We start from the raw sequence: 21,903 nt of genomic DNA on the forward strand, positions 1-21,903 counted from the left end.
CAAGTCCGAGAGAAAGAAGCACATGCAACCCCTCCGCGGCATCACCGTCGTCTCGCTCGAGCAGGCCATCGCCGCTCCGTACGCCACCCGCCAGCTCGCCGACCTCGGCGCCCGTGTGATCAAGGTGGAGCGTCCCGGCACCGGCGACTTCGCTCGCGCCTACGACAGCCGGGTGCGCGGGCTCAGCTCGCACTTCGTGTGGGTCAACCGCAACAAGGAGTCGCTCACCCTCGACATCAAGGATGAGCAGGGCATGGACGCGCTGCGCCGGCTGCTCGCCGACGCCGACGTATTCGTGCAGAACCTGGCGCCAGGGGCGGCCGAGCGCGCCGGTCTCGGCTGGGCCGAACTGCACGCCGCTCACCCGGAGTTGATCGTCTGCGACATCTCCGGTTACGGCGCCCCGGGCCCGTACGCCACCTCGAAGGCGTACGACCTGATGGTGCAGAGCGAATCCGGGCTGCTGTCGGTGACCGGCACGGCCGAGGAGATGGCGAAGGTGGGCATCTCGGCGTCCGATATCGCCGCCGGGATGTACGCGTACAGCGGGATCCTCGCCGCCCTGCTGGAGCGCGGCCGCACGCGTGAGGGCGTGCATGTCGACGTATCGATGCTGGAGGCCACGGTGGAGTGGCTGGGCTTCCCGCTGTACTACGCGTACGACGGTGCCGAGCCGCCGCCACGGGCGGGCGCGGCGCACGCGACGATCTATCCGTACGGACCCTTCACCGCCGGGGACGGCAAGGTCGTCATGATGTGCGTCCAGAACGAGCGCGAGTGGGCGGCGTTCTGCGAGCGCTTCCTGCGGCGGCCCGAGCTGGCGACGCACCCGGACTACGCCGGCAACGCCGCCCGTAACGCGCACCGGGAGGCCCTGGGCGCGCTGATCTCGGCGCGCTTCGCGGAGCTCACCGCCGCCGAGGCCGTCGGGCTGCTGGCGGCCGTCCCGGTGGCGCACGCCCGGGTGAACTCGCTGGCCGAGGTGTGGGAGCACCCGCAGCTGGCCGCCCGCGGCCGCTGGCACCAGGTGCAGACCCCGGCGGGGCCGATATCCGCCCTGGCCCCGCCGGGACTGGTCGACGACGCCCCGCGGATGGACCCGGTGCCCGGCCTCGGCGAGCACACCCGGGCCATCCTCGCCGAGGCGGGCCTGACGGACGCCGAGATCGACGAGCTCACCGCCCGGGGGGCCGCATGACCGGCGTGGCAGATCAGCTCGCCACGGCGGTGAGCTGGCTGTTCGTGCCGGCCACCCGTCCCGACCGGTTCGCGAAGGCGGCCGGCAGCGGCGCCGACGCCGTCGTCATCGACCTCGAGGACGCGGTGGCCGCCGGCGACAAGGCGGCGGCCCGCGACCGGCTGCGCGCGGCCTGGCCCGGGGACGTCGCCGTGCCGGTGACGGTACGGATCAATGGCCCGCGGACCGCGGACTTCGCCGCGGACCTGGCCGTCTGCCGGGCGCTGGCTCCCGCGGCCGTCGTGCTGCCCAAGACCGAGTCGGCGGCGCAGGTGCGGGAAGCGGCCGAGGCGAGCGGCGCGCCCGTGCTCCCGCTGATCGAGTCCGCGCGCGGCCTGGTCGGCCTCGACCGCATCACCGCAGAACCCGGCTGTGTCCGGCTGCTCCTCGGCAGCATCGACCTCGCCCTCGATCTCGGCATATCCGACGACCGGGCGCTCGACTCCGCGCGGGCCGACCTGGTCCGCTGGTCGGCGGCGAACGGACTGCCCGCACCCGTGGACGGCGTGACCACGGCCGTCCGCGACCCGGACGCCGTAGCGGCGGCGACCGCCCGCGCCCGCGGCTGGGGCTTCGGCGGCAAGCTGTGCGTCCACCCGGCGCAGGTGCCGCAGGTGCACGCCGCCTTCGCGCCCGCCGAGGACGAGGTGACGTGGGCCCGGCGGGTGCTCGCCGCAGGTCACGACGGAGCCGCGGCCGTGGACGGTGAGATGATCGACCGGCCGGTCGTCGAACGCGCGCGCCGCGTCATCGCGCAGGCCGCGCGGCACACCGCCGCGTGATCGAGACCTCGGAGCGGGAAGGCGGCACCGGACACCACCGTGGACATCGCCCAGCTACGCGACTTCATCGCCGTCGTCGACGCCGGCAGCCTGTCCCGCGCCGCCGGCGTGCTGCACGTATCGCAGCCCGCGATCAGCCAGCGCATGGCCCAGCTCGAGGCGCACCTCGGCGTCCGGCTGCTGGACCGCGGCCCGCGCGGCGTACGCCCCACATCGGAGGGCCGGACGCTCTACCGGGACGCGCAGCAGCTGGTGCGGCAGTTCGACCGCCTCGCGCAGGACATCACCGGCGGCCGGCAGCCGGTGCACGGCCCGGTCGCGATCGGCCTGCCCACGACGGTGACCGCGCCACTCGCCCCCGCCCTGTTCTCGTGGGTACGCGCCCGCTATCCCGGCATCCACCTGCAGGTCTTCGAGTCGATGAGCGGTTACGTCCACGAGCTGCTGCTCGCCGGCCGGCTGGACCTGGCCGCCGTCTTCCGCGAGGACGACGCGCCACGCCCGGCGGAGCTGCCGCTTTACTCGGAGGAGCTCTACCTGATCGGCCAGCCCGAGCCGGCGCCGGAGAGCGCGGACGAGGTGTCGCTGCTCGATCTGCGGCAGGTGCCGCTGGTGACGCCGGGGGCGCGCAGCAATCTGCGGGCGCTGGTGGACCGGGCCTTCGCCGCTCACGGCCTGGTGCCCGTCAACATCGGCGACGTGGAATCACTCGGAACGCTGATCCGTATCGCGGAGAGCGGCGAGGCCTGCACGATCCTGCCGCGCTCGGTGGTCGCGGGCCATGGCGACCCGCGCCGCCTGGGCGTCCGCCGCATCGTGGATCCCGTGCTGCGCCGCCATATCGCCGTGCGTACGGCCACGGACAGCTACGAGCCGCGCGACACCGTCGTGGCGGTCCGCCGGGGCATCGTGGAGGTCACCGGAGAGCTCGCCGCCGCGGGCCGTTGGCCGGGAATTCACCTGGTCTGACGGAGCCGAGGTGCGGGGTGTGCGTCAGCTCGGGTCGCAAACCGGGTACGCTGCTTGGTCGGCGGCGTCATATGGCGGGCGTTGCGAAGATCGAGGAGATAGGTCGTTTCATGCTGATTGCTCAGCGTCCCTCGCTGACCGAAGAGGTCGTCGAGGAATACCGGTCCCGGTTCGTCATCGAGCCGCTGGAGCCGGGCTTCGGTTACACCCTTGGCAACTCGCTCCGGCGAACGCTTCTGTCCTCGATCCCGGGTGCGGCGGTCACGTCCATCCGCATCGACGGCGTCCTGCACGAGTTCACCACCGTGCCGGGCGTCAAGCAGGACGTCACCGACCTCATCCTGAACATCAAGCAGCTGGTGGTGTCGAGCGAGCACGACGAGCCGGTCGTGATGTACCTGCGCAAGCAGGGCCCCGGCGTCGTCACCGCCGCCGACATCGCGCCGCCGGCCGGTGTCGAGGTCCACAACCCGGACCTGGTCCTGGCCACGCTGAACGGCAAGGGCAAGCTCGAGATGGAGCTGACCGTCGAGCGCGGCCGCGGCTACGTCTCCGCCGTGCAGAACAAGCAGCTCGGCCAGGAGATCGGCCGCATCCCGGTCGACTCCATCTACTCGCCGGTGCTCAAGGTCACGTACAAGGTCGAGGCCACCCGAGTCGAGCAGCGCACCGACTTCGACAAGCTGATCGTCGACGTCGAGACCAAGGAGGCCATGCGTCCGCGCGACGCCATGGCGTCCGCCGGCAAGACCCTGGTCGAGCTCTTCGGCCTGGCCCGCGAGCTCAACATCGACGCCGAGGGCATCGACATGGGCCCGTCCCCGACCGACTCGGCGCTGGCGGCCGATCTGGCGCTGCCGATCGAGGAGCTGGAGCTCACGGTCCGCTCCTACAACTGCCTCAAGCGCGAGGGCATCCACTCCGTGGGTGAGCTCGTGGCGCGCTCCGAGGCCGATCTGCTCGACATCCGTAACTTCGGATCGAAGTCGATCGACGAGATCAAGGAAAAGCTCACCGGCATGGGCCTGGGCCTCAAGGACAGCGCCCCCGCCGGCTTCGACCCGACCGCCGCCCTCGGCGCCGCGGCCCCGTTCAGCGCGGCGGCGGACGACGGCGACGCGGGCTTCGCGGAGACCGAGCAGTACTGATTCACCTCCGGCCCGGTGGCTGCGCACGGCACACGCCGTGTGGGTCACCGGGCCGAGGCATGTCCAGGGGGGACCTGTGATGGCGGAAATCGGATCCGACGCCTGGCCGCCGGTCCCGATCAGGACCGAGCGGCTCGTGCTGCGTGAGGCGGAGGCGCGGGACCGGGCGGCGTTCGTCGAGCTGTTCACGTCGCCGGAGGTGAACGCCTACCTGGGCGGGCCTCGCGCGCGCGAGGAGTGCGAGCGGACGCTGCCTGAGATACCTGGGCAGCGTCCTGGCGTTTTCGTCATCGAGCTCGACGGCGCAATGATCGGCACGGTCGAGCTCAACCGCCGCGACGGAGAGCGCCGGAGCCGGGTCCGTCCGGACGCCGGGGAGGCCGAGCTGGGCTATCTGCTCCTGCCGGAGGCCTGGGGATACGGATACGCCGCGGAGGCGTGCGCGGCGGTGCTCGGCTGGTATGCCGAGGCGCTGCCGGGCGAGCCGGTGGTGCTCTGCACCCAGACCGCCAATGCCCGCTCCATGCGGCTCGCGGCGAAGCTGGGCTTCACCGAGGCGCATCGCTACGAGGCGTGGGGCGCCCCGCAGTGGATGGGCGTGTGGACCCCGCCCAGGGGATGGGGTGCGACGCGGGCCTGGGTGGAGAAGGGGCTGGCCGAAGGGGAGCGCATCGAGGCAGTCGCGCGGTTGCGTGGGGGCTGGACGTCCGAGATGCGGCGGGTGGATGTCTGCGGGCCGGGAGGGCGGCGGTCGCTGGTGTTGCGGTCGTTCGTGAAGCCTTTCTATCTGCGGCATGCGGAGGGGCTGCTGAGTCGTGAGGCGGACGTTCTGCGGCTGCTTGCCGGGACGGATGTGCCGGCGGCCGGGCTGGTGGCCGTGGATGCGGTCGCGGAGTGCTGCGACCATCCTTCCCTGCTGATGTCCCACCTCCCCGGGACCCTGCGCCTGGGTGATGCGGGCGCCGACACGCGCGCCGACTTGCTGGCCCGCCAGCTGTTGCGTATCCACCGGCTGCCGGTGACGGCCGGGGACCGGCCTCGGGCCTATCAGGCGTGGACCTCTCCCGAGCGGGTGAGCGTGCCCGCCGAGACCGAGCGGCCCGAGCTGTGGCAGCGGGCCGTGGACGTGATCCGGCGCGAGCCTCCCGCGTATCAAGGCAGCTTCCTGCATCGCGACTTTCATCCCGGCAATGTCCTCTTCACGGGCGACGGCGACAGTCTGCGGATCAGCGGCGTCGTCGACTGGGTGGAGACCTCCTGGGGCCCGGTCGATCTGGACGTGGCGCATTGCTCGACGGCCCTGGCGCTGCTGCACGGCGTGTCCGCGGGCATGGACTTCGCCGACCGCTACGCAGCCGCGGGAGGGGTGCTGACCGCGGACCGCGCCGATCATCTGTACTGGCGGCTGCTGGACGCCCTGGCCTTCGCCCCGGACGGCGAGAAGGTCGCCGTCCCCTGGCGCGAGACGGGCCGTGCCGACCTGACCCCCGCGCTGCTGACCGGGCGGCTGGAGGGATATCTCTACGCCCTCTTCGACCGCTACGGCTGACGATGATTTTTCGGCGTTGCCGGAGTCAGTACGGGCGTCAGCTCGACTCACCTTGGAGGACGCCATGGCGCTGGACCTGTTCGCCGGCATTCCCGTGACCGATTACGCCGCGGCGCTGCCGTGGTACCAGCGGTTCTTCGGGAGGGAGCCGTCGTTTCTGCCGAATGCCATCGAGGCGGTGTGGGAGGTGGCCGAGCATCGCTACATCTACATCGTGGAAGACGCGGAACGGGCGGGGAACGCCCTTGTGCTGTCGTTCGTGGAAGACCTCGACGCCCGCGTCGCCGAGGTCTCCCGGCGCGGCATCGAACCCGCGAAGCGGGAGTCGTTCGACGGTGGCGTGAGCAAGGTGATCTATCAGGACGCGGATGGCAATGAGATCAGCCTCGGCGGGGGCGGCGCGGGCTGAAAAATCTCGGCACGGATGTCGAGAACGGTGTGGCCGCTCCGTCCCAGGGGCAGGAGCGGCCACCGTGGCCGCTCGGCCGTCAGGAGGCCCCCGCCATGACGAACGACCAGGTCACCGAGACCCTCAACCGCCCGCTGAGCCAGGAGCTGCTGGCCCGCGACCTCTGCCGCCTGGCCTACATGGCCAAGGACGGGACACCGCGCAACATCCCGATCGCCTTCGCCTGGAACGGCAGGGAAGCCGTGATGTGCACATCGAAGAACGCCCCGAAGCTGGCCTCACTCCGCCGCAACCCGGCCGTCGCCATCACGATCGACACCGAGGTGCATCCACCCAAGATCCTGCTCGTCCGCGGCACCGTCGAGCTCGATGAGGTCGACGGCATTCCGGAGGAGTACCTGGAGATGAACGGCTCCTACGAGATGACGGCCGAGCAGCGGGTCGAGTGGGAGGCCGAGGTCCGCTCGCTCTACGACGGCATGGTCCGCATCGTGATGACGCCGACGTGGGCGAAGCTGATCGACTTCGAGACGACCTTGCCCAGCGCCGTGGAAGAACTCATCCGGCAGCGCGCGGAACGTCTACGGCACAAGGGCTGATCCGTCCCTTTCCAGGCCCCGGTCGGCACCTGTGATCACCGGTGCACCGGCGTACGGTCTCGGCCCTGGGCAGGGGGAACGACCGGCGACGGCGCTCATAACCGGCCCGTCAACCGATCGTTTCTGAACACAGGGGGAACTCTTATGCGCAAGCGCCCTGCCATCATCGCGGCCACCGCCATTTCGGCCGGCGCCCTGGCGGCCCTTCTCATACCCGCCCCGGCGCAGGGCGCCGAGTACACCTCGGCCTTGAAGCTGCGCGGCGTCCAGTACAACGCCCCCGGCAGCGACGACAACCGCTGCACCGGCGGCAACACGCGCGAGGAGTACCTCACGATCAAGAACTACTCGTCCTCCACGACGGTCAACCTCAAGGGCGACTCCATCAAGGACGCCACCGGCAACCGCTTCGTGTTCCCCGCGAACCACTACCTCCAGCCCGGCGACTACGTGCGCCTGCGCGGCGGCAACGGCACCGACTCCGACACCAAGAACGTGGTCTACCGCGACAACTGCAACTTCATCTGGAACAACAGCGGCGACACGATCTACCTGTACAAGGACACGGGCGCCCGCGCGGACGTGCACTCGTACACCAAGGGCGGCTCCGACGCGGACGGCAACGGCTACGTCGGCTTCCACGGCTAAGCGGGAAGCGGCTCGATCCGGGCCGGTACGTGCTTGTGCCACGGCGTGCCTGCGATCGGGTCGCGCCAGGCCAGGTCGGTGAGGGTGTTCAGGGCGACCCCGGTCCGTTCGGTGCCGCCGTCGTCGGTGGGCAGGTCGAGGCCGAAGCCGTTGGGCAGGGCCGCGTGTCCTGCCTGCAGGCGGTCGTCGATCTCCACGGTCGCCTGAGCAGTGCCGCGTTTCGTGGTGATCCGGGCGAAGGCGCCGTCCAGCAGGCCGAGTTGCTCGGCGTCGTACCGGCTGATGCGCAGCGCGCCCTGCTGGTCACGCTTGCGCCAGGTGTCGTCGCGGAAGATGGTGTTCGCGGTGAAGGCGCGGCGCTGGCCGGCGGCCAGGACGATCGGGAAGTCGTCGCTGGTGTGGACGGCCGGAGTGGTGTCCAACGCGTCGAGCAGCCCGAGGAGTTCGGGGATCGGCAGCGGGATGCGGTGGCCGGGGTGCGGCACGTAGTTCCAGGCGTCGGCGTATTCGTCCTCGGTGAACGTCATGCCCGAGCGGCCGTTCAGCATCGCGTCGAAGAGGGCGTCGGCGTTCGCGTGGCCGGCCCGGCGCATGGCGGCGGGGTACTGCTTGGCGATGCCCTGCGCCAGCGCCCACAGCACGGCGCCGGAGCGGGCGCCGTCGGCGAGGGTGGGGCCGAGGGTCTCGTACAGCAGATACGGGGCCATGCCGAAGGTGGACTTGTCGACCGCGGCCAGGGCGGCAAAGGCCAGCTTGTACGGGGTGCGGCCCAGGCGGGCCGCCGCGTGCAGCAGCTTCAGCCGGCCGCGGGGGACGGCGTTCAGCTCGCGGATGATGCGGGCGTAGATCTCGGGTTCCGGCAGGGTGCCGGGCAGCGGGTCGAGGACCGGGGCGCGCAGGTGGAAGGTGTTGTGCGGGAACTCGAAGGTGAAGAAGGTCGCTTCCCACTTCTCGAACTGGGAGGCGGCCGGCAGCACATAGTCGGCCTGGCGGCCGGTCTCGGTCAGGGCGATGTCGATGACGACGACCAGGTCGAGCGCGGCCAGCGCCTCGGTGAAGGCGGCGGAGTCGGCCAGGGAGTGCGCCGGGTTGGCCGACTCGATGATCATCGCGCGAAAGCGGTCCGGGTGGTCGGTGAGGATCTCCTCGGCGATGACATTGCAGGGCACCAGGCCGCCGGGCATCCGCGCGCCGGTGACGGGGGTGCGGCGCGGGCTCGTCGAGTAGCGGGCCAGCGGGGCGATCCAGGAGTGCGGCTGCATGGCGCCGGGCTTGGCGAAGTTTCCGGTCAGCAGCCAGGTGAGCTTGTTGAGATATGACACCAGCGTGCTGTTGGGTCCTTGCTGCACGCCCAGGTCCTCGTACGTCGCGACGCTGGTGGCGGTGCCGATCCTGCGGGCCGCCCGGCGGAGCAGGTCCTCGGCCACGCCGCAGGTCTGCGCGCAGCTCGCGACGTCCACCGTCCTGAGCTGCTCGAGCACCGTCTCGGCGCCGGTGGTGCGGGCAGCAAGGAAGGCGTGGTCGACGAGGTCCTCCTGGACCAGGACGCCGAGGAGGGCGGCCAGGCACCAGGCGTCGGTGCCGGGCTTCACCTGCAGATGGATGTCGGCGAGATCGGCCGTCTCCGTACGCACCGGGTCGATGACGATCATCGAGCGGGACGGGTCCTTGGCGATGTCCTTGAGCACGGTGCGGGCGCGCGGGACGCCGTGCGACTGCCAGGGGTTCTTGCCGAGGAAGAGGGACACGTCGGCGCGGGTGAAGTCGCCGGTGGTGTGACCGCCGGTGAGGTGGGCGTCGACGAAGCCCTCGCCGGTCTTCTCCTGGGCGAGCGGGTTGGAGCGGTAGCGGGCGCCGAGGGCGCGCAGGAGGGCGCCGCTGTAGGCGCCGCCGAGGTGGTTGCCCTGGCCGCCGCCTCCGTAGAAGAAGATCGATTCGCCGCCGTGGGTGTCGCGGACGGTCTTCATACGGGCGGCGATCTCGCGGATGGCGGTGTCCCAGTCGACGGGGGTGAAGCTGCCATCGGGCTCCCGGCGCAGCGGAGTCGTCAGGCGGGCGCCGCCGTTCTGGTAGTGGTCCAGGCGCAGGGCCTTGTTGCAGGTGTAGCCGCCGGTGGCGACGTGCTCCTTATCGCCGCGGATCTTGGTGAAGCGGCGGCCGTCGGTCTGGATCTGGATGCCGCAGTTGTTCTCGCAGAGGATGCACGCGGTCTTGTGCCAGGCGGTGGTGTCGGCGGTCATGGGCCGTGTCCCCTCAGCCGAGCGGGTTGGTGGTGTCGCGCAGGGTGGCCAGGGCCGGGGCGTACATGCGGGTCTTGATGGTGCCGAGGGTGTTGCCGTCCTTGTTCACCTGCGCCTGGGCGATCTCGATCGCGGTGGCGCGGACGGCGTCCTCGCCGACCGCCTGGTCGACGATGCCGGCGGCCGCGGCGTCGGTGCCGCCGTAGCGGCGGCCGGTGACCATCGCCTCGTGCGCGGTCTGCGGAGCCAGCCGGGCCTGGATGAGCGCGGACATGCCCGGGGTGAAGGGAATGTTGATGTCCGCCTCGGGCAGGCACCAGAAGCCGCGGTCGGCGCGCATCACGCGGAAGTCGTGGGCGAGGGAGAACATCGCGCCTGCGGCGAAGGTGTGCCCCTGCAGCGCGGCCACCGTGACGACCGGCAGCGACAGCATCCGCGCGAACAGCTCGTGGACGGAGACGACGTAGTCCTGGTGCTGCTCGGCGTGGGCCAGCAGCCAGTCCAGGTCGAGCCCGTTGGAGTAGAACTTGCCGGTGGCGGCGGTGACCAGGGCGCGGGGTCCTTCCGCCTTCTCCACCTCGTCGAGCGCGGCGTTGACGGCGGAGAGCCAGTCGGGGTGGAAGCGGTTCTCGCCGTCGCCGAGGTCGAGGACGAAGACGTTGTCGTGGCGGTCGAGCGTGGGCATGGTGACTCCTTGAGCTGGGCTGACTCGGGCAGGTGGCCGGGGGCTACCGCCGGGGCTCTGGCTGGGTATCGGGGCGGTCGCGCAGGGCGTACCGGAGCAGGTCGTGGATCTCAGTGGCGGCCGCCTCGATGGGGGCGGTGCTCTGCTCGGCGCGGCACATGATCACGGCGCCTTCCACGGCGGCGATGATGAAGGCACCGAGCCTGCGGCTGCGCTCCTCGGTCAGGCCGTGCCGCAGGAAGAGGGCGGCGAGGGCCTCCTGCCAGCGCGCGAAGACGGCGGCGGCGGAGCGGGCCAGCTGGGGGGCGTCGTCGTTGGTCTCGACGGCCACCGCCACGATCGGGCAGCCGGCCCGGAAGTCGCTCTCCACGAGCCGGTCGCGCCACATCACGAAGAAGGCGTCGACGGCCGCCACCGGATCGTCCGCCTGCGTGGCGGCATCGATCATGCCGGCGATGAAGTCCCCGGCCAGCGCCACGGCCTCGTCGATGAGCTGCGTCCGCCCGCCGGGGAAGTGGTGATACACCGAGCCGCGCGGGGCGCCGCTGTGCGCGAGCACGCGGTCGATGCTGGTGGCGCTCGCCCCGTGCTCGCGCAGCAGCGCCGCGGCGCTGAGGATCATCCGGTCACGACTCTCACCCCTGCGCGGGCTCATCTGCTCACCACCTTCCCGGCGTGCTACCTGCCGGTAACTTAAGGTGTATGGCATAGAGCATGCAAGGGGTGGGACGGAGATCGTTCCGGTGCTGTCAGCGTGCGCCCGGTTCGGTTACGTGATGGGGAAGTCGAAGTAGGTGTCCGGGTAGGGCTCGTCCTGCAGCGTGTAGTGCCACCATTCGGATTCGTACGCGCGGAAACCGCAGGCCTCCATGATGGAGCGGAGGTGGATGCGGTTGCTCGCTTCGGATGGGGTGATCCCCGGGGCGCCGTGATGGGAGACGGGGTCCATCAAGTCGTGGTCGCCGCCCATGCGGGCGAGCTCACCGGTGTCCAGGTGATAGAGCGTCAGGTCGACGGTGCTGCCCCGGCTGTGGCCCGACTTGGCGGCGACGTAGCCCTTCTCGAACATCTCGGCCCGGTCGATATTCGGGTAGTGCCGAGGCTTCGTACGGCCGTCCTCCGGCTGTCTCGACCACTGCATGAAGCAGTCCACGGCGCGTTGCGGGCGGTAGCCGTCCCAGAGGAGCAGGCCAAAGCCCTGGGGCCGGGCCTTTTCCCGGGCCCTTTCGAGGGCCGCGCACAGAGCCCGGGTGCCGACGATGCGGTTGGCCAGGTAGCCGTCCACCGGTTTGCCGGTGAAGTTGTCCCAGGTGGCGTACTTGGCGTCCCAGCGTATGCCGGGTGCGGTCGCGTCCAGGAAGACGAAGTCATCGTTCATCGGAGGTGCCCGTCAGTGCCAACGACACGATCCGGTCGATCACTTCGGCGAGCGGCATGCCTGCGGCCGCCATCATCCTCGGGTAGCGGCTGTAGGAGGTCAGGCCGGGCAGGGTGTTGACCTCGTTGAGGACTACTTGGCCGTCGTCCGTCAGGAACAGGTCCACCCGCGCCAGCCCGCTGCACCCCAGGGTGCGGTAGACCGCCTTCGCGGCTTCCTGGACGAGTGTGCGCGACTCTGCCGGGATGTCGGCGGGGACGATGAAGGTCGAGTTCTCCGATCCGCTCTCGGGATTCTCCTCCTGATGGATTTTGAAGAAGCCGTGCGACAGTGCGACACGGTCCACCTCGCCCGCGATCAAGTCCTGCTCGTTCCCCAGGATGGCGCAGCCGATCTCGCTGCCGATCACGGCCTCTTCGATCAGCACCTTCGCGTCGTATTGCCGCGCGGTCTTCACCGCACTCAGCAGTTCGTCCTTGTTCGTCACCTTGCTGACGCCGAAAGACGACCCCGAACGGGCCGGCTTGACGAAGACGGGATAGGTGAGCTGGTCGGGATCGACATCCTCGTCGGCCGTGACGGTCCAGAACTTCGGTGTGGCGATGCCCGCGGCATTGACGACGCTGTAGGTCAGGGACTTGTCCATGCAGAGAGCGGAGCTCTGGATGTCGCAGCCTGCGTAGGGGATGCCGGCGAGTTCCAACAGGCCTTGGATCGCGCCGTCTTCGCCGAGTTTGCCGTGCAGCACGGGCAGCACGACATCCAGATCGATCGTTCCGTATCGGCCCTGCTCCAGGACCAGCAATCCGGGCAGGCTTCGGTCCGGTGACAGCAGCGCCGGGCGGCAGTTGCCGTTCTCCCAGGCCGGGCCGGGGCCGTCGCAGAGCTTCCAGGCGCCGCTTCTCGTGATGCCGATGTAGAACGGCTCGTACTTGGCGAGGTTGATGTTCTTCGCGACCTCTTGCGCGGACTTGATGGAGATGGGGTGCTCTTCGGAGCAGCCGCCGAAGAGGATTCCGACCTTCAGCTTATCCATGCAGATTCCTGCTTTCGAATTCCAGGCAGTTGGTGAGGGAGTTCTGGACCGTGTCGCGCAGGGCGTGGTCCGTGTAGTACGCGGTGTGCGGGCTGATGAATACGTTCGGCAGCTCTTGCAGCCGCAGCAGAGCCTTGCTGTCGAAGGCCCGGTCTCTGCAGTCGGTGTAGAAGATTCCTTCCTCGCCTTCTACGACATCCAGCGCCACGCCGCCCAGCTTGCCGCCCTCCAATGCCGAGATGAGAGCCTCGGTGTCGAGGAGTGCGCCGCGTCCCGTATTGATGACGAAGGCGCCGTGCTTCATCTCATCGATATTCTGGCGATTCAGGAGGTGGTGTGTATCGGTAGTGAGCGGCGTATGCAGCGTGACGATGTCGCTCTGCCGCAGCAATTCATCGAGCGGCACGTAATCGGCGGCGGTGGCCGGGTGATTGTCGTACGCCAGAATCCGGCAGCCGAAGCCCCGCAGCCTGTCCATGACCGCCGCGCCGATGCGTCCCGTGCCGATGACCCCGACGGTCAGATCGCGCAGCTCTTTCCCGCGGACATCGTTCAGCCGGTAATCGTGGACGTCCGTCCGGCGGACCGTGGCCTTGGCGCTTCGCACCGCCATCAGCATCAGCATCAACGTGTAGTCGGCGACGCTGTCGGGTGAGTAGGCCACGTTCCCCACGGAGATGCCGACGCTTGCCGCGTAGTCCACATCGATGTGGTTGTAGCCGACGCTTCGGGTGGAGATGTAGGAGACGCCGGTCCGGCTGAGCGCACGGAGTGTGGAGTTCGCGATGTCGGTCTTGTGGCTGACGCTGATGCAGCGGTTTCCCGAGGCCAGTTCGATGGTGGCCTCGGATACCGCTGCCGCCGTGATGATCGGCACCACGCCGGCGCGCGGAGCCAACTCCCGGAACAGGACGGCCTCGTCCTGCTCGCACCCGTAAACGGTGATTCCCACGGTGTAGGTCATGCCTACAGTAAAGGCGGTCAGGTGTTACCGGAACGTATGCGGGTTTCGATATGCAGACGATAACTTACCGGCCGGTAGCATATTGCCCGCATATCCAAAACACCATACGGGACGGCAACATCACGCCATCTTGACTTGACGACGTGACCTACAGCGAACGCGCCTCCTCCTACCTCTATCTCGACGGCCTCGCACCCGCCCGCCGGCTCCCGCGCCGCGTGGGCAGAGTCCCGCTCAGCCTCGGCGAGATCGCCGCGGTCGTCGGCGGGACCGTCGAGGGTGACGACGCCGTGACGGTGACCGCGCCGGCCGTGCTCGACGGCCGACAGGCCGAGCCGGGAGGCCTCTTCGTCGCCTTCGCCGGTGAGAACGTCGACGGCCACGACTACGCGGGCCAGGCCGGACAGGCCGGCGTGGTGGGTGTGCTCGGCTCCCGGCCGACGCCGCTGCCCACGGTCGTCGTCGACGATGTGCAGGCCGCGCTGCAGGCACTCGCCACCCATGTGGTGGCAAGGCTGCGCAATGGGCTGACCGTTGTCGGGCTGACCGGGTCGCAGGGCAAGACCAGCACCAAGGACCTGGTGGCCGCTGTGCTGTCGAGTGCCGCGCCGACGACCGCCACGATCGGTTCGCTCAACAACGAGTTGGGCGTGCCGCTCACCATGCTGCGCGCCGATATGGGCACCCAGTTCCTCGTCCTGGAGATGGGTGCCCGTCGCGTCGGGGACATCGCCGCGCTCACCGGTCTGGTCGCGCCCGACATCGCCGTCGTCCTCAACGTCGGGCAGGCCCACCTCGGGGAGTTCGGTTCGCGTGGGGCGATCGCCAGGGCCAAGGGGGAGCTGGTGGAGGGGCTGGCGCCCGGCGGCACCGCCGTCCTCAACGCCGACGATCCCCGGGTGGTCGCGATGCGCTCGCTCACCGACGGGCCGGTGCTGACCTTCGGCCGGGCGGAGCATGCCGATGTGCGGGTGCTCGACCTGGAGTCGGACCGGCTCGGCCGGCCGTCCTTCACGCTACGTACCGCCGACGCCTCGGCGCGGGTCGCGCTGCCGCTCATCGGCGCCCACCAGGCGCTCAACGCGTCGGCTGCGGTGGCGGCGGGGCTGGCGGCGGGCCTTCCCCTCGAGGCGGCCGCGGACGCGCTGGCCTCCGTCTCGCTGTCGAAGTGGCGCATGGAGCTGCGTGAACTCGCCTGCGGCGCGACGCTGCTCAACGACTCGTACAACGCCAACCCCGACTCGACCCGCGCCGCCCTGGACGCGCTGGCGGCGGTCGAGGGCGGCCGCCGCATCGCCGTCCTCGGCGAGATGCTCGAGCTCGGCGAGGAGAGCGAGGCCGAGCATCGAGCGGTCGGCGCGTACGCGGCCTCCCGCGCGGACGTGGTGGTCACGGTCGGCGAGGCGGCCCGGGAGATCGCCGACGGCGCGGGGGAGCGGGCGGTGGCGGTGGCCGGCAACGCCGCCGCCGTCGACTGGCTGCGCGGCCACCTCGCCGCCGGTGACGTGGTGCTCGTCAAGGCTTCCCGCGGGGCGTGCCTCAACGAAGTAGCCGCCGCGCTGGCGTAGTCGGCCGGGGCGCGCCGGACGCTCCGCGTCGCCTCATGTAGAGGTCGAAGGCCCGGTACGTCATCGGTCGCAGCGGCAGATCCCACTCGCCGGCGTACCGCACTGCCCGGCCGCCGGTGCCGGTCTTGAACTGGATCAGGCCGACGTGCGGGTCGTCGGCGTCGAGGGTGGGGGTGATGCCGCGCAGGTCGTAGACGTCGCAGCCGGCCGCCAGGGAGTCGCGGATCATCGCCCACTGGCAGGCGTTGGAGCCGCGCACCTCGCGCTTGGCGGTGGAGGAGGCGCCGTAGGCGTACACCGCGTGCGCGCCGACGCGGACCAGGATGGTGGCGGCGACCAGATCGCCCTGGTGGCGGGCCAGGTAGAGGCTGATCCGGCCGCGCTCCTCGGTGCGCATGGCCGCGAGCATGGTCTGGAAGTAGCGCAGCGGCCGCGGTGTGAAGCGGTCGCGCTCGGCGGTGTGGACGTAGAGGTCGTGGAACGCCTTCAGGTCCTCGAGGCCGTCGCTGACGGTGATCTCGACACCCGCCTTCGCGGCCTTCTTGATGTTGCGGCGCCATTGCTGGTTCATGCCCCTGAGCAAGTCGTCCTCGGTCCTGCCCGCCAGCGGGAGCTCGTACTTGAACTGCGGATGCCCGGCTCCGAAGCCGTCCTCCGGGCTCTGTGGCAGCCAGCCTGCTGCCGCGAGCCGGCTGGTCACGTGCGCCCCGACCGGGTCCGCCCAGTGGCCGGACAGCTCGGTGAGCCGCCTGCTGCCCGGGTCGGCGATGCCCTCCTTGACCTGGGCGGCGCTCCAGGTGTGCGTGCGCACCGGCGGGCCGAGCCGGATCGCGAAGGCGCCGTGTGCCTTGAGATACGCCGCCAGCGGGCCGAGCCACGCGTCGAGGTCGCCGGCCCAGTCGATGGCCGGGCCCTCGGCCAGGTAGGCCAGCGTGCGGCGCTCGAGTCGCGGCACCGGCCGGTGCAGGACGAGCCCGGCACCGGCCAGCCGCGCGCCGTCGTACCAGCCGAGGGACTCGCTGCGCCACTCGGTCTTGACCCGGCCCCACGCCGGGGTCTGCAAGAAGCTGACCGAGCGCTGCTGCCGTACGAACGCCAGGTGCTCGGCGCCGCTGATCGGCCGCACGGTCAGACGTGGGCCCGCGGTAGCTGCTGTACGGGCCGGTTCGCTGTAGGACATGCAGCCAGTGAAGGCAGCGGGGTGTTGCCCGCGCGTATGCGGTTTTCGATATGCCGGCGATATGGCCGCCCGGCGCGCCCGGCGGGGATGCGTTACGGCGTGGCCAGCTCGAAGCGCGCGACGGTGACGGAGCCGCCGAGGGCCCTGGTGGCGTAATGGAAGATCGCGTAGCGATTGCCCATGAAGAATTGCCAGTTGGTGTGCATGCTGAACGCAGGGCCGAGCGGGGTGAAGCCGGTGCCGTCCGTGCTGTAGGAGAAGGTGGCGGTGCCCGGGGCGCCGGGGGTGATGTCGGCCTCGGCGCGCAGCCAGATCCGGCCGGCGCCGCCGGGGAGTGCGGCGACGGCCCGCTCGGTGCCGGTGCCGGTGGTGTTCCAGTCCTTGTCCATGGTCAGGCCGTCGGTCATTACCACGCGCGTCGCGCCGCCGGCGCGGGTGACGCCGATCCAGGCGGAGGAGTCGCGCAGGATGGCGAGTCCGGCCCGGTCGCCGTCGGTCATGCCGGAGAAGTCGAGCTCGACGGTGGCGGTGGAGGTGGGACCCTGGATGCGGTGAGTGAGGGTGTTACGGGCGGCGTAGAGGTCGTCGGTGACCGTGGCGGTGTGCAGGGCGAGGCCGTCGTCGACCGCGAACTTGGTGGTGTCGGGGTTGTGGTTCCACTCCCACTTCGGCTTCAGGGAGGTGCCCTCGAAGGTGTCGACGCCGGTGAGCGGTTCGACGTCGCGTGGTGGGGCGGGCAGGTCGGGGAGCGGGTAGGAGGCGCCCCACGCGCCGTCGACGAGCTGCAGCTCGGGCCAGCCGCCGGCGGTCCAACTGACCGGCGCCAGGGCGGGGATGCGGCCGCCGGGGTAGGCGTCGATGAACGCCAGGTAGTACCAGTCGCCGTTCTGGGTGTCCACGAGGCCGCCCTGGTGGGGCACGCCGCCGCCGGCGACGGGGCCCGGCAGGTCGAGGAGGACCTGGCGCAGCTCGTACGGGCCGAAGGGGGAGCGGGACTTCAGGATGTACTGGCCGTTGGCCGGGCGGGTGACGAAGATGTAGTAGTTCCCGTTGATCTTGTAGAAGCGGGAGCCTTCGAGGACGCCGATCTCCGGCGGCGTCGTGAACACCTCCGCGGACCGGACCTGGCTGCGCAGGTCCGGTGACAGCTGGGCCACCTTGATGGTGGTGGCGCCGAAGGCGACGTAGGGGGTGTCGTCCTCGTCGAAGAGCAGGCCCGCGTCGTAGTAGGCGGTGTCGAGGGTGGTGAGCCGGTCCCAGGGGCCCTCGGCCGCCGGGGCGGTGTAGATGTGGGTCTGCCGGAAGTCGGTCTGGCCCAGCCAGTAGAACTTCTCGTCGCTCCGGCGGTATTGGAGGGAGGAGGCCCAGATGCCGTCGACGTACGCGTGACCGCCGTTGAGGTCTGGCGCCGAAGTCCAGGACGGGTACGGAGTGGCCGGCGAACTCCCAGTTGACCAGGTCGTAGGAGCGCAGGATGGGCGCGCCGGGGGAGTAGTGCATGGTCGAGGCGGAGTAGTAGTAAGCGTCGCCCACGCGGATGATGTCGATGTCGGCGAAGTCCTGCCAGATCACCGGGTTCGTGAATTGACCCGGGAGGGGGCGTGCGGCGCTGTCGGCCGGTAACGACCGGGCGGCGTGCGCTGTGGGCAGCACGGTGGCGCCCGCGATCAGGCTCGTGGCGGTGGCGAGGACGGCTCTTCGGGGGAGGGGCATGGGGGGTCTCCTGGGGTCTCAGCAGCCGACGTGTCCGGGATCTCGAACGCTGGTCGTGTCACCGGACGCGCAGGAGCTTAGGGGCTCCGGACAGATCGTCAACACCCCATTCACCATGATCCGTAGGGCAGAGTAGGGGCATGCCGACGTACCGGACGATGTCGTTCCACCTCGAGACCGAGCGGCTGATTCTGCGGCCGTGGGCCGAGTCCGACGCCGCTGAGTTCAGCGCTCTCCTCTCCGAACGCGGCAAGGGGACGCGCACGGTTGAGTACGCCCGTACGGGCATCGTGGAGCTGCTCGCCGCGACGGAGACCACCGGGATCGCCCTGCTGCCCATCGTGCGCCGGGAGGAAGGCGACTTCATCGGTTATTGCGGATTGATCATCGGCCGCACCACGCTGGAGGAGCCCGAGATCGCGTACGAGCTGTTCCAGCACGCGCACGGCCGCGGCTACGCCACCGAGGCGGCCGGTGCGGTGCTCGACGCCGCGATCGCCACCGGCCGGAAGCGGCTCTGGTCGACCGTCGGCACGTGGAACACACCGTCGTTGCGCGTCCTGGAGAAGCTCGGCTTCGAGCGGGACCACGTCTCCACGGAGGACAACGGCGAGGTGGTGTGGCTGACGCGTGCGCTGCCGTAACGCCGATCCGCCTTGGCGTTCTGCTCAGCTGAACGGGGACCAGTGCGTCCCCGAACCGTCGTGCTTGACGGGCCGCTTCGTGCCCAGGCGGGCCCAGAGCAGGAAGGCCCCGAGGGCGAGGCCGATCGTCCCCAGCGGGATGGCGATGGCCAGGATGATCTCTAGCGTCATGCCCCTGCCCTTTCGCGACGTCAGAGCTGCGCGGTGATGGCCTCCATCAGGCGCACCGGTGTGAGCAGTTGGTCGTACGGCATCGGCGGGTGGTCATCGGCGATGGCGGTCAGGAAGCGGGACAGGGCGGGGGCGTTGTAGTCCGCGTCGAGGGTGAGGGGGCGGGCGTCGATGCCGGTGCTGCGGACGACGGTGGCGTGGAAGCCGATCGGCTGGTCGGTGGTGGGGATGGCGAAGTCGATCAGCAGGCGCGGGCCCGCGGTCAGTTCGGCGACGGCCGTGAGGGTGTGCTTGCCGCGGAAGACTTGGACGTCGGCGATGGCGTCGGGGCCGGCTGGGTTGCCGGCCAGTTCCAGGGCGGCCTCCACGTGGTGGATGCCGTAGAAGAACAGCCCGGCATGGGGGCTTTCGGGGTCGGCGGGGCCTGCTACGTGGATGGTCTGCGGCGGGTCTGCCGCCTCCTGCGCGAGCTGCGCGGTGGCGGCGCACAGGCGGACCGCGGAGTACGAGGCCAGGAGCCCGCCGCCGTCCGAACACGCCGCCGCGATGATCTCCTCCGCCCCGGCCACCGTGGCGGCCAGCGGCTTGTCGACCAGCACCGGCAGTCCGGCGCGCAGGGCCGGCACCGCGCGGCGCGGGTGCAGGTGGCCGTCGCGGTCGCAGACGATGACCGCGTCCACGGCGCCGATCAACTCGTCGGCGTCGTCGAGCACCGTGTCGATGGCGCCGGCGTGGGCCAAGGAGCGGTTGCGTTCGACAGAGCCGCCCGCCAGCGCGGTGACGCGGGCGCCGGCGTGCCGCCCTTCCTGGTTCAGGTGCCGAATGAAGTGCTCGGCATGGGAGTTCTCTGTTCCGCAGATGCCGATGCGCAGCACAGGCCTGGGCGTCCTTTCGTCCGGGTGGGACCGGTGGGCAGCATACTGAACACGAAAGATCCCCCTGTGGAGTCGAAGATGACCGCCTATCGCAACGGCGAGATATCGCACTGGATGAGGGCCGACCGGCGGGCCGGTGGCCCGTCCACATACGGCACTCAACTACCCGACGAAACCCAGGACATCGTCATCGTCGGCGGCGGCCTCACCGGCCTGTGGGCCGCGTACCACGCCGTGCTGGAATGCCCCGGCGCGAAGATCACCGTCCTGGAAGCGGAAGAGGTCGGCTACGGGGCCTCCGGCCGCAACGGCGGCTGGCTCTCCCCGCTGATCCCGGGCAACCGGGCCGTGTACGCGAAGGCCGCACGCAAGCGCGGGCAGGACGGCGCGGCGGCCGTCGCCGCCTTCCAGCGCGCGATGGACGGCGCCGTCGACGACACCCTGCGCATCCTCGAGGACGAGGGCATCCAGGCGGACCAGCAGCGCGGCGGACACCTGCGGGTGGCCACCACCCCCGCGGCGATGAAGCGCCTCGAAGTCACCCACGCCGCCGACCTGGCCAACGGCTGTCGCGCCGAGGACCTGCAACTCCTGGACGCCGCCGCCGTGCGGAAGCGGATCGCCATCCGCCCGGCGCTCGGCGGCCTGCTCACCCGCACCACCGCGCGCGTCCATCCGGCCAAGCTCGTCCACGGCCTCGCGGCGGTCGTGGCGGCCAAGGGCGTACGCATCCTGGAGCACACCCGCGCCACCCGCATCGCGCCCGGCGCGGTGACCACCACCCGCGGCACCGTGCGCGCCACCACGATCCTCAGCTGCCTGGAAGCCTATTCAGGACAGGTCGACAGCGACGCCCCCGGCCTCGGCAGCCGCGAGATCATCCCCGTCAACTCCTCCATGGTCGTCACCAATCAGCTCCCCGAGCACGCCTGGGAACGGATCGGCTGGCACGGCCGGGAGTGCCTGGGCGACGCCGCCCACACCTTCGTCTACGCCCAGCGCACCGCCGACGACCGCATCGCCATCGGCGGCCGCGGCACCCCGTACGCCTTCAACTCCGGCACCCCCGGCGAGGGCCGGGTCGACGCCCGCACCGTGCGCACCCTCAGCGAGCGGCTCCGGCTCTTCTTCCCCGACGTGCCGTTCACCGTCGAGCACGCCTGGCGCGGCGCCATCGGCGTGACCCGCGACTGGTGCGCCGGCGTCACCTTCGACCCCGGCACGCGGATCGGCGTGGTCCGCGGCTTCGCCGGCCATGGGGTTACGGCCACCCAGCTCGCGGCCAGGACCCTGCTCGACCGTGCAGCGGGACGGGACACCACACTCACCCGGCTGCCCTGGAACGACCACGACTCCGGCCACTGGGAGCCCGAACCCCTGCGCTGGGTCGGCGTCCACGGCATGTACCGCCTCTTCGGCCTCGCCGACCGCTGGGAGGAGCAGCGGCACTCCCGTAACACCTCGCTCATCGCCCGCGTCGGCTCCCGACTGGCAGGACTCGGCGAATGACCAGGACCCCCTCGTTGCCGAAGGTCACGTGGTGTGCCGGGCGACCCACGCGTCCGTCTGGTCGGCGAGGTGGTGCAGGGCGGTGGTGGTGCGTTCGCGGTCGCCGGTGTTGAGCATGTCGATCTGGAGGCCGGCGAAGGCGGCGTTGAGGAGGGTGGCGTACTCGCGCGCGGGCTGCTCCGGGACTCCGCGGTCGCGGAACCAGCCCGCCACGAAGTCCACCCGGTCGGCCAGCAGCCGCGAGGTGGCGCCGGCCAGGCGGTCGCCCGCCGCGAGGCCCTCGATCTCGTGGATCAGCCGGGTGAAGGGCAGGTGCTCGGGGGTGAGGTGGTACTCCCACGTCGCCTTGACCACCTCGCTCATGGGCAATGCGCCGTCCGCGCCCGGCAGTTCGGCGAGCCAGCCGCGCTGCCGCTCGTCCAGCCTGGTCAGCGCCGCGTTGAGCAGCTCCGCCTTGTCGGCGAAGTGGTGGGTGAGGACCCGGGTGGTCTGGCCCAGCTCCTTGGCCAGCGGGCGCATGGAGAGGGTGGCGAGGCCGTTCTCCGTCAGGTAGTCGACGATCGCGTCGAGCAGGGCGGTCTTGCGGGCGGGGTCGGGGG

21 protein-coding genes and 2 pseudogenes are annotated in these 21,903 nt (G+C 70.5%); 12 read left to right on the forward strand and 11 right to left on the reverse strand.

What is annotated here, in order from left to right:
• Positions 1-22 precede the first annotated feature (22 nt).
• The 9 genes and pseudogenes from G5C51_RS10545 (at position 23) to G5C51_RS10580 (ending at position 7,341) form a co-directional block, all read left to right on the forward strand.
• Positions 23-1,198, forward strand: a complete 1,176-nt coding sequence (locus G5C51_RS10545) for a CaiB/BaiF CoA transferase family protein (RefSeq protein ID WP_165235486.1) — start codon at positions 23-25, stop codon at positions 1,196-1,198.
• A complete protein-coding gene (locus G5C51_RS10550; protein ID WP_165235489.1) occupies positions 1,195-2,019 on the forward strand; it encodes an HpcH/HpaI aldolase/citrate lyase family protein in 825 nt (274 codons plus the stop codon). The genes G5C51_RS10545 and G5C51_RS10550 overlap by 4 nt, the downstream gene beginning before the upstream one ends.
• 39 nt (positions 2,020-2,058) lie before the next feature.
• Positions 2,059-2,988, forward strand: coding sequence for a LysR substrate-binding domain-containing protein (locus G5C51_RS10555; protein ID WP_165235492.1), 930 nt, complete (start codon positions 2,059-2,061; stop codon positions 2,986-2,988).
• Positions 2,989-3,098: 110 nt separating this feature from the next.
• The gene (locus G5C51_RS10560) at positions 3,099-4,136 is read left to right on the forward strand and encodes a DNA-directed RNA polymerase subunit alpha (protein ID WP_165235495.1); all 1,038 of its coding nucleotides are present in this window, start codon (positions 3,099-3,101) and stop codon (positions 4,134-4,136) included.
• Positions 4,137-4,215: 79 nt separating this feature from the next.
• Positions 4,216-4,746: pseudogene (locus G5C51_RS42500) on the forward strand (GNAT family N-acetyltransferase); the annotation flags it as partial.
• Complete coding sequence (locus G5C51_RS10565; RefSeq protein ID WP_206313685.1) at positions 4,729-5,685, forward strand: phosphotransferase family protein; 957 nt, start codon at positions 4,729-4,731, stop codon at positions 5,683-5,685. The pseudogene G5C51_RS42500 and the gene G5C51_RS10565, both read left to right, overlap by 18 nt.
• Before the next feature lie 64 nt (positions 5,686-5,749).
• Positions 5,750-6,094: a VOC family protein gene (locus G5C51_RS10570; protein WP_165235501.1), complete on the forward strand. Its 345-nt coding sequence runs from the start codon at positions 5,750-5,752 to the stop codon at positions 6,092-6,094.
• Between the two features lie 95 nt (positions 6,095-6,189).
• The gene (locus tag G5C51_RS10575) at positions 6,190-6,693 is read left to right on the forward strand and encodes a pyridoxamine 5'-phosphate oxidase family protein (RefSeq protein ID WP_165235504.1); all 504 of its coding nucleotides are present in this window, start codon (positions 6,190-6,192) and stop codon (positions 6,691-6,693) included.
• A gap of 144 nt (positions 6,694-6,837) precedes the next feature.
• Complete coding sequence (locus G5C51_RS10580) at positions 6,838-7,341, forward strand: lamin tail domain-containing protein (RefSeq protein WP_165235507.1); 504 nt, start codon at positions 6,838-6,840, stop codon at positions 7,339-7,341.
• Here the strand turns inward: G5C51_RS10580 and G5C51_RS10585 are convergent.
• The 6 genes from G5C51_RS10585 to vanH form a co-directional block, all read right to left on the reverse strand.
• Positions 7,338-9,581: a molybdopterin-dependent oxidoreductase gene (locus G5C51_RS10585; RefSeq protein WP_165235512.1), complete on the reverse strand. Its 2,244-nt coding sequence runs from the start codon at positions 9,579-9,581 to the stop codon at positions 7,338-7,340. The genes G5C51_RS10580 and G5C51_RS10585 overlap by 4 nt on opposite strands.
• 13 nt (positions 9,582-9,594) lie before the next feature.
• Positions 9,595-10,266 carry an enoyl-CoA hydratase-related protein gene (locus G5C51_RS10590; RefSeq protein WP_165235515.1) on the reverse strand — a complete coding sequence of 224 codons (672 nt, stop codon included), beginning with the start codon at positions 10,264-10,266 and terminating at the stop codon, positions 9,595-9,597.
• A 43-nt stretch (positions 10,267-10,309) separates the two neighbouring features.
• The gene (locus G5C51_RS10595; RefSeq protein ID WP_240929540.1) at positions 10,310-10,921 is read right to left on the reverse strand and encodes a TetR/AcrR family transcriptional regulator; all 612 of its coding nucleotides are present in this window, start codon (positions 10,919-10,921) and stop codon (positions 10,310-10,312) included.
• Positions 10,922-11,035: 114 nt separating this feature from the next.
• The gene (gene vanX, locus G5C51_RS10600; RefSeq protein ID WP_165235518.1) at positions 11,036-11,644 is read right to left on the reverse strand and encodes a D-Ala-D-Ala dipeptidase VanX; all 609 of its coding nucleotides are present in this window, start codon (positions 11,642-11,644) and stop codon (positions 11,036-11,038) included.
• Complete coding sequence (vanA, locus tag G5C51_RS10605) at positions 11,634-12,680, reverse strand: D-alanine--(R)-lactate ligase (RefSeq protein ID WP_165235522.1); 1,047 nt, start codon at positions 12,678-12,680, stop codon at positions 11,634-11,636. Before vanA ends, vanX begins: the two co-directional genes overlap by 11 nt.
• Entirely contained in the window at positions 12,673-13,644 is a 972-nt protein-coding gene (vanH, locus tag G5C51_RS10610) for a D-lactate dehydrogenase VanH (RefSeq protein ID WP_165235524.1), read from the reverse strand. Before vanH ends, vanA begins: the two co-directional genes overlap by 8 nt.
• 218 nt (positions 13,645-13,862) lie before the next feature.
• Between vanH and G5C51_RS10615 the strand changes: the two genes are divergently transcribed.
• Positions 13,863-15,212: a UDP-N-acetylmuramoyl-tripeptide--D-alanyl-D-alanine ligase gene (locus tag G5C51_RS10615; RefSeq protein ID WP_338118087.1), complete on the forward strand. Its 1,350-nt coding sequence runs from the start codon at positions 13,863-13,865 to the stop codon at positions 15,210-15,212.
• Here G5C51_RS10615 and G5C51_RS10620 read toward each other — a convergent pair.
• Together G5C51_RS10620 and G5C51_RS10625 are read right to left on the reverse strand one after the other, a co-directional pair.
• A complete protein-coding gene (locus tag G5C51_RS10620) occupies positions 15,184-16,392 on the reverse strand; it encodes a lipid II:glycine glycyltransferase FemX (protein ID WP_165235528.1) in 1,209 nt (402 codons plus the stop codon). The genes G5C51_RS10615 and G5C51_RS10620 overlap by 29 nt on opposite strands.
• Before the next feature lie 92 nt (positions 16,393-16,484).
• Positions 16,485-18,105 (reverse strand): annotated as a pseudogene (locus G5C51_RS10625) (glycoside hydrolase family 43 protein).
• Positions 18,106-18,245: 140 nt separating this feature from the next.
• On the opposite strand from G5C51_RS10625, the gene G5C51_RS10630 reads away from it, so the two are divergent.
• Positions 18,246-18,749 (forward strand): GNAT family N-acetyltransferase, encoded by a 504-nt coding sequence (locus G5C51_RS10630; RefSeq protein WP_165235530.1) that lies wholly within the window; start codon positions 18,246-18,248, stop codon positions 18,747-18,749.
• 24 nt (positions 18,750-18,773) lie between these two features.
• Here the strand turns inward: G5C51_RS10630 and G5C51_RS10635 are convergent, their stop codons facing one another.
• Together G5C51_RS10635 and G5C51_RS10640 are read right to left on the reverse strand one after the other, a co-directional pair.
• A complete protein-coding gene (locus G5C51_RS10635) occupies positions 18,774-18,920 on the reverse strand; it encodes a hypothetical protein (RefSeq protein WP_165235533.1) in 147 nt (48 codons plus the stop codon).
• A gap of 20 nt (positions 18,921-18,940) precedes the next feature.
• Complete coding sequence (locus tag G5C51_RS10640) at positions 18,941-19,795, reverse strand: Gfo/Idh/MocA family oxidoreductase (RefSeq protein WP_165235536.1); 855 nt, start codon at positions 19,793-19,795, stop codon at positions 18,941-18,943.
• Positions 19,796-19,873: 78 nt separating this feature from the next.
• Between G5C51_RS10640 and G5C51_RS10645 the strand changes: the two genes are divergently transcribed.
• On the forward strand, positions 19,874-21,304 hold the full coding sequence (locus G5C51_RS10645; RefSeq protein WP_165235539.1) for an NAD(P)/FAD-dependent oxidoreductase: 1,431 nt from the start codon (positions 19,874-19,876) through the stop codon (positions 21,302-21,304).
• Positions 21,305-21,328: 24 nt separating this feature from the next.
• Here G5C51_RS10645 and G5C51_RS10650 read toward each other — a convergent pair.
• Positions 21,329-21,903 (reverse strand): TetR/AcrR family transcriptional regulator (locus tag G5C51_RS10650; RefSeq protein WP_165235542.1); only part of this gene is annotated, 575 nt, incomplete at its 5' end.

The organism is Streptomyces coryli (assembly GCF_011044975.1).
Taxonomy (GTDB): domain Bacteria; phylum Actinomycetota; class Actinomycetes; order Streptomycetales; family Streptomycetaceae; genus Streptomyces; species Streptomyces coryli.

Bases quoted from the DNA above. Each gene is read 5' to 3' on its own strand.
- G5C51_RS10620 (WP_165235528.1), bottom strand. From the start codon at position 16,392: ATGTCCTACAGCGAACCGGCCCGTACAGCAGCTACCGCGGGCCCACGT.
- G5C51_RS10645 (WP_165235539.1), top strand. From the start codon at position 19,874: ATGACCGCCTATCGCAACGGCGAGATATCGCACTGGATGAGGGCCGAC.
- vanX (WP_165235518.1), bottom strand. From the start codon at position 11,644: ATGAACGATGACTTCGTCTTCCTGGACGCGACCGCACCCGGCATACGC.
- G5C51_RS10635 (WP_165235533.1), bottom strand. From the start codon at position 18,920: ATGACGCTAGAGATCATCCTGGCCATCGCCATCCCGCTGGGGACGATC.
- vanH (WP_165235524.1), bottom strand. From the start codon at position 13,644: ATGACCTACACCGTGGGAATCACCGTTTACGGGTGCGAGCAGGACGAG.
- G5C51_RS10560 (WP_165235495.1), top strand. From the start codon at position 3,099: ATGCTGATTGCTCAGCGTCCCTCGCTGACCGAAGAGGTCGTCGAGGAA.
- G5C51_RS10580 (WP_165235507.1), top strand. From the start codon at position 6,838: ATGCGCAAGCGCCCTGCCATCATCGCGGCCACCGCCATTTCGGCCGGC.
- G5C51_RS10585 (WP_165235512.1), bottom strand. From the start codon at position 9,581: ATGACCGCCGACACCACCGCCTGGCACAAGACCGCGTGCATCCTCTGC.
- G5C51_RS10550 (WP_165235489.1), top strand. From the start codon at position 1,195: ATGACCGGCGTGGCAGATCAGCTCGCCACGGCGGTGAGCTGGCTGTTC.
- G5C51_RS10570 (WP_165235501.1), top strand. From the start codon at position 5,750: ATGGCGCTGGACCTGTTCGCCGGCATTCCCGTGACCGATTACGCCGCG.
- G5C51_RS10590 (WP_165235515.1), bottom strand. From the start codon at position 10,266: ATGCCCACGCTCGACCGCCACGACAACGTCTTCGTCCTCGACCTCGGC.
- G5C51_RS10565 (WP_206313685.1), top strand. From the start codon at position 4,729: ATGGGCGTGTGGACCCCGCCCAGGGGATGGGGTGCGACGCGGGCCTGG.
- G5C51_RS10575 (WP_165235504.1), top strand. From the start codon at position 6,190: ATGACGAACGACCAGGTCACCGAGACCCTCAACCGCCCGCTGAGCCAG.
- G5C51_RS10630 (WP_165235530.1), top strand. From the start codon at position 18,246: ATGCCGACGTACCGGACGATGTCGTTCCACCTCGAGACCGAGCGGCTG.
- G5C51_RS10545 (WP_165235486.1), top strand. From the start codon at position 23: ATGCAACCCCTCCGCGGCATCACCGTCGTCTCGCTCGAGCAGGCCATC.
- vanA (WP_165235522.1), bottom strand. From the start codon at position 12,680: ATGGATAAGCTGAAGGTCGGAATCCTCTTCGGCGGCTGCTCCGAAGAG.
- G5C51_RS10595 (WP_240929540.1), bottom strand. From the start codon at position 10,921: ATGAGCCCGCGCAGGGGTGAGAGTCGTGACCGGATGATCCTCAGCGCC.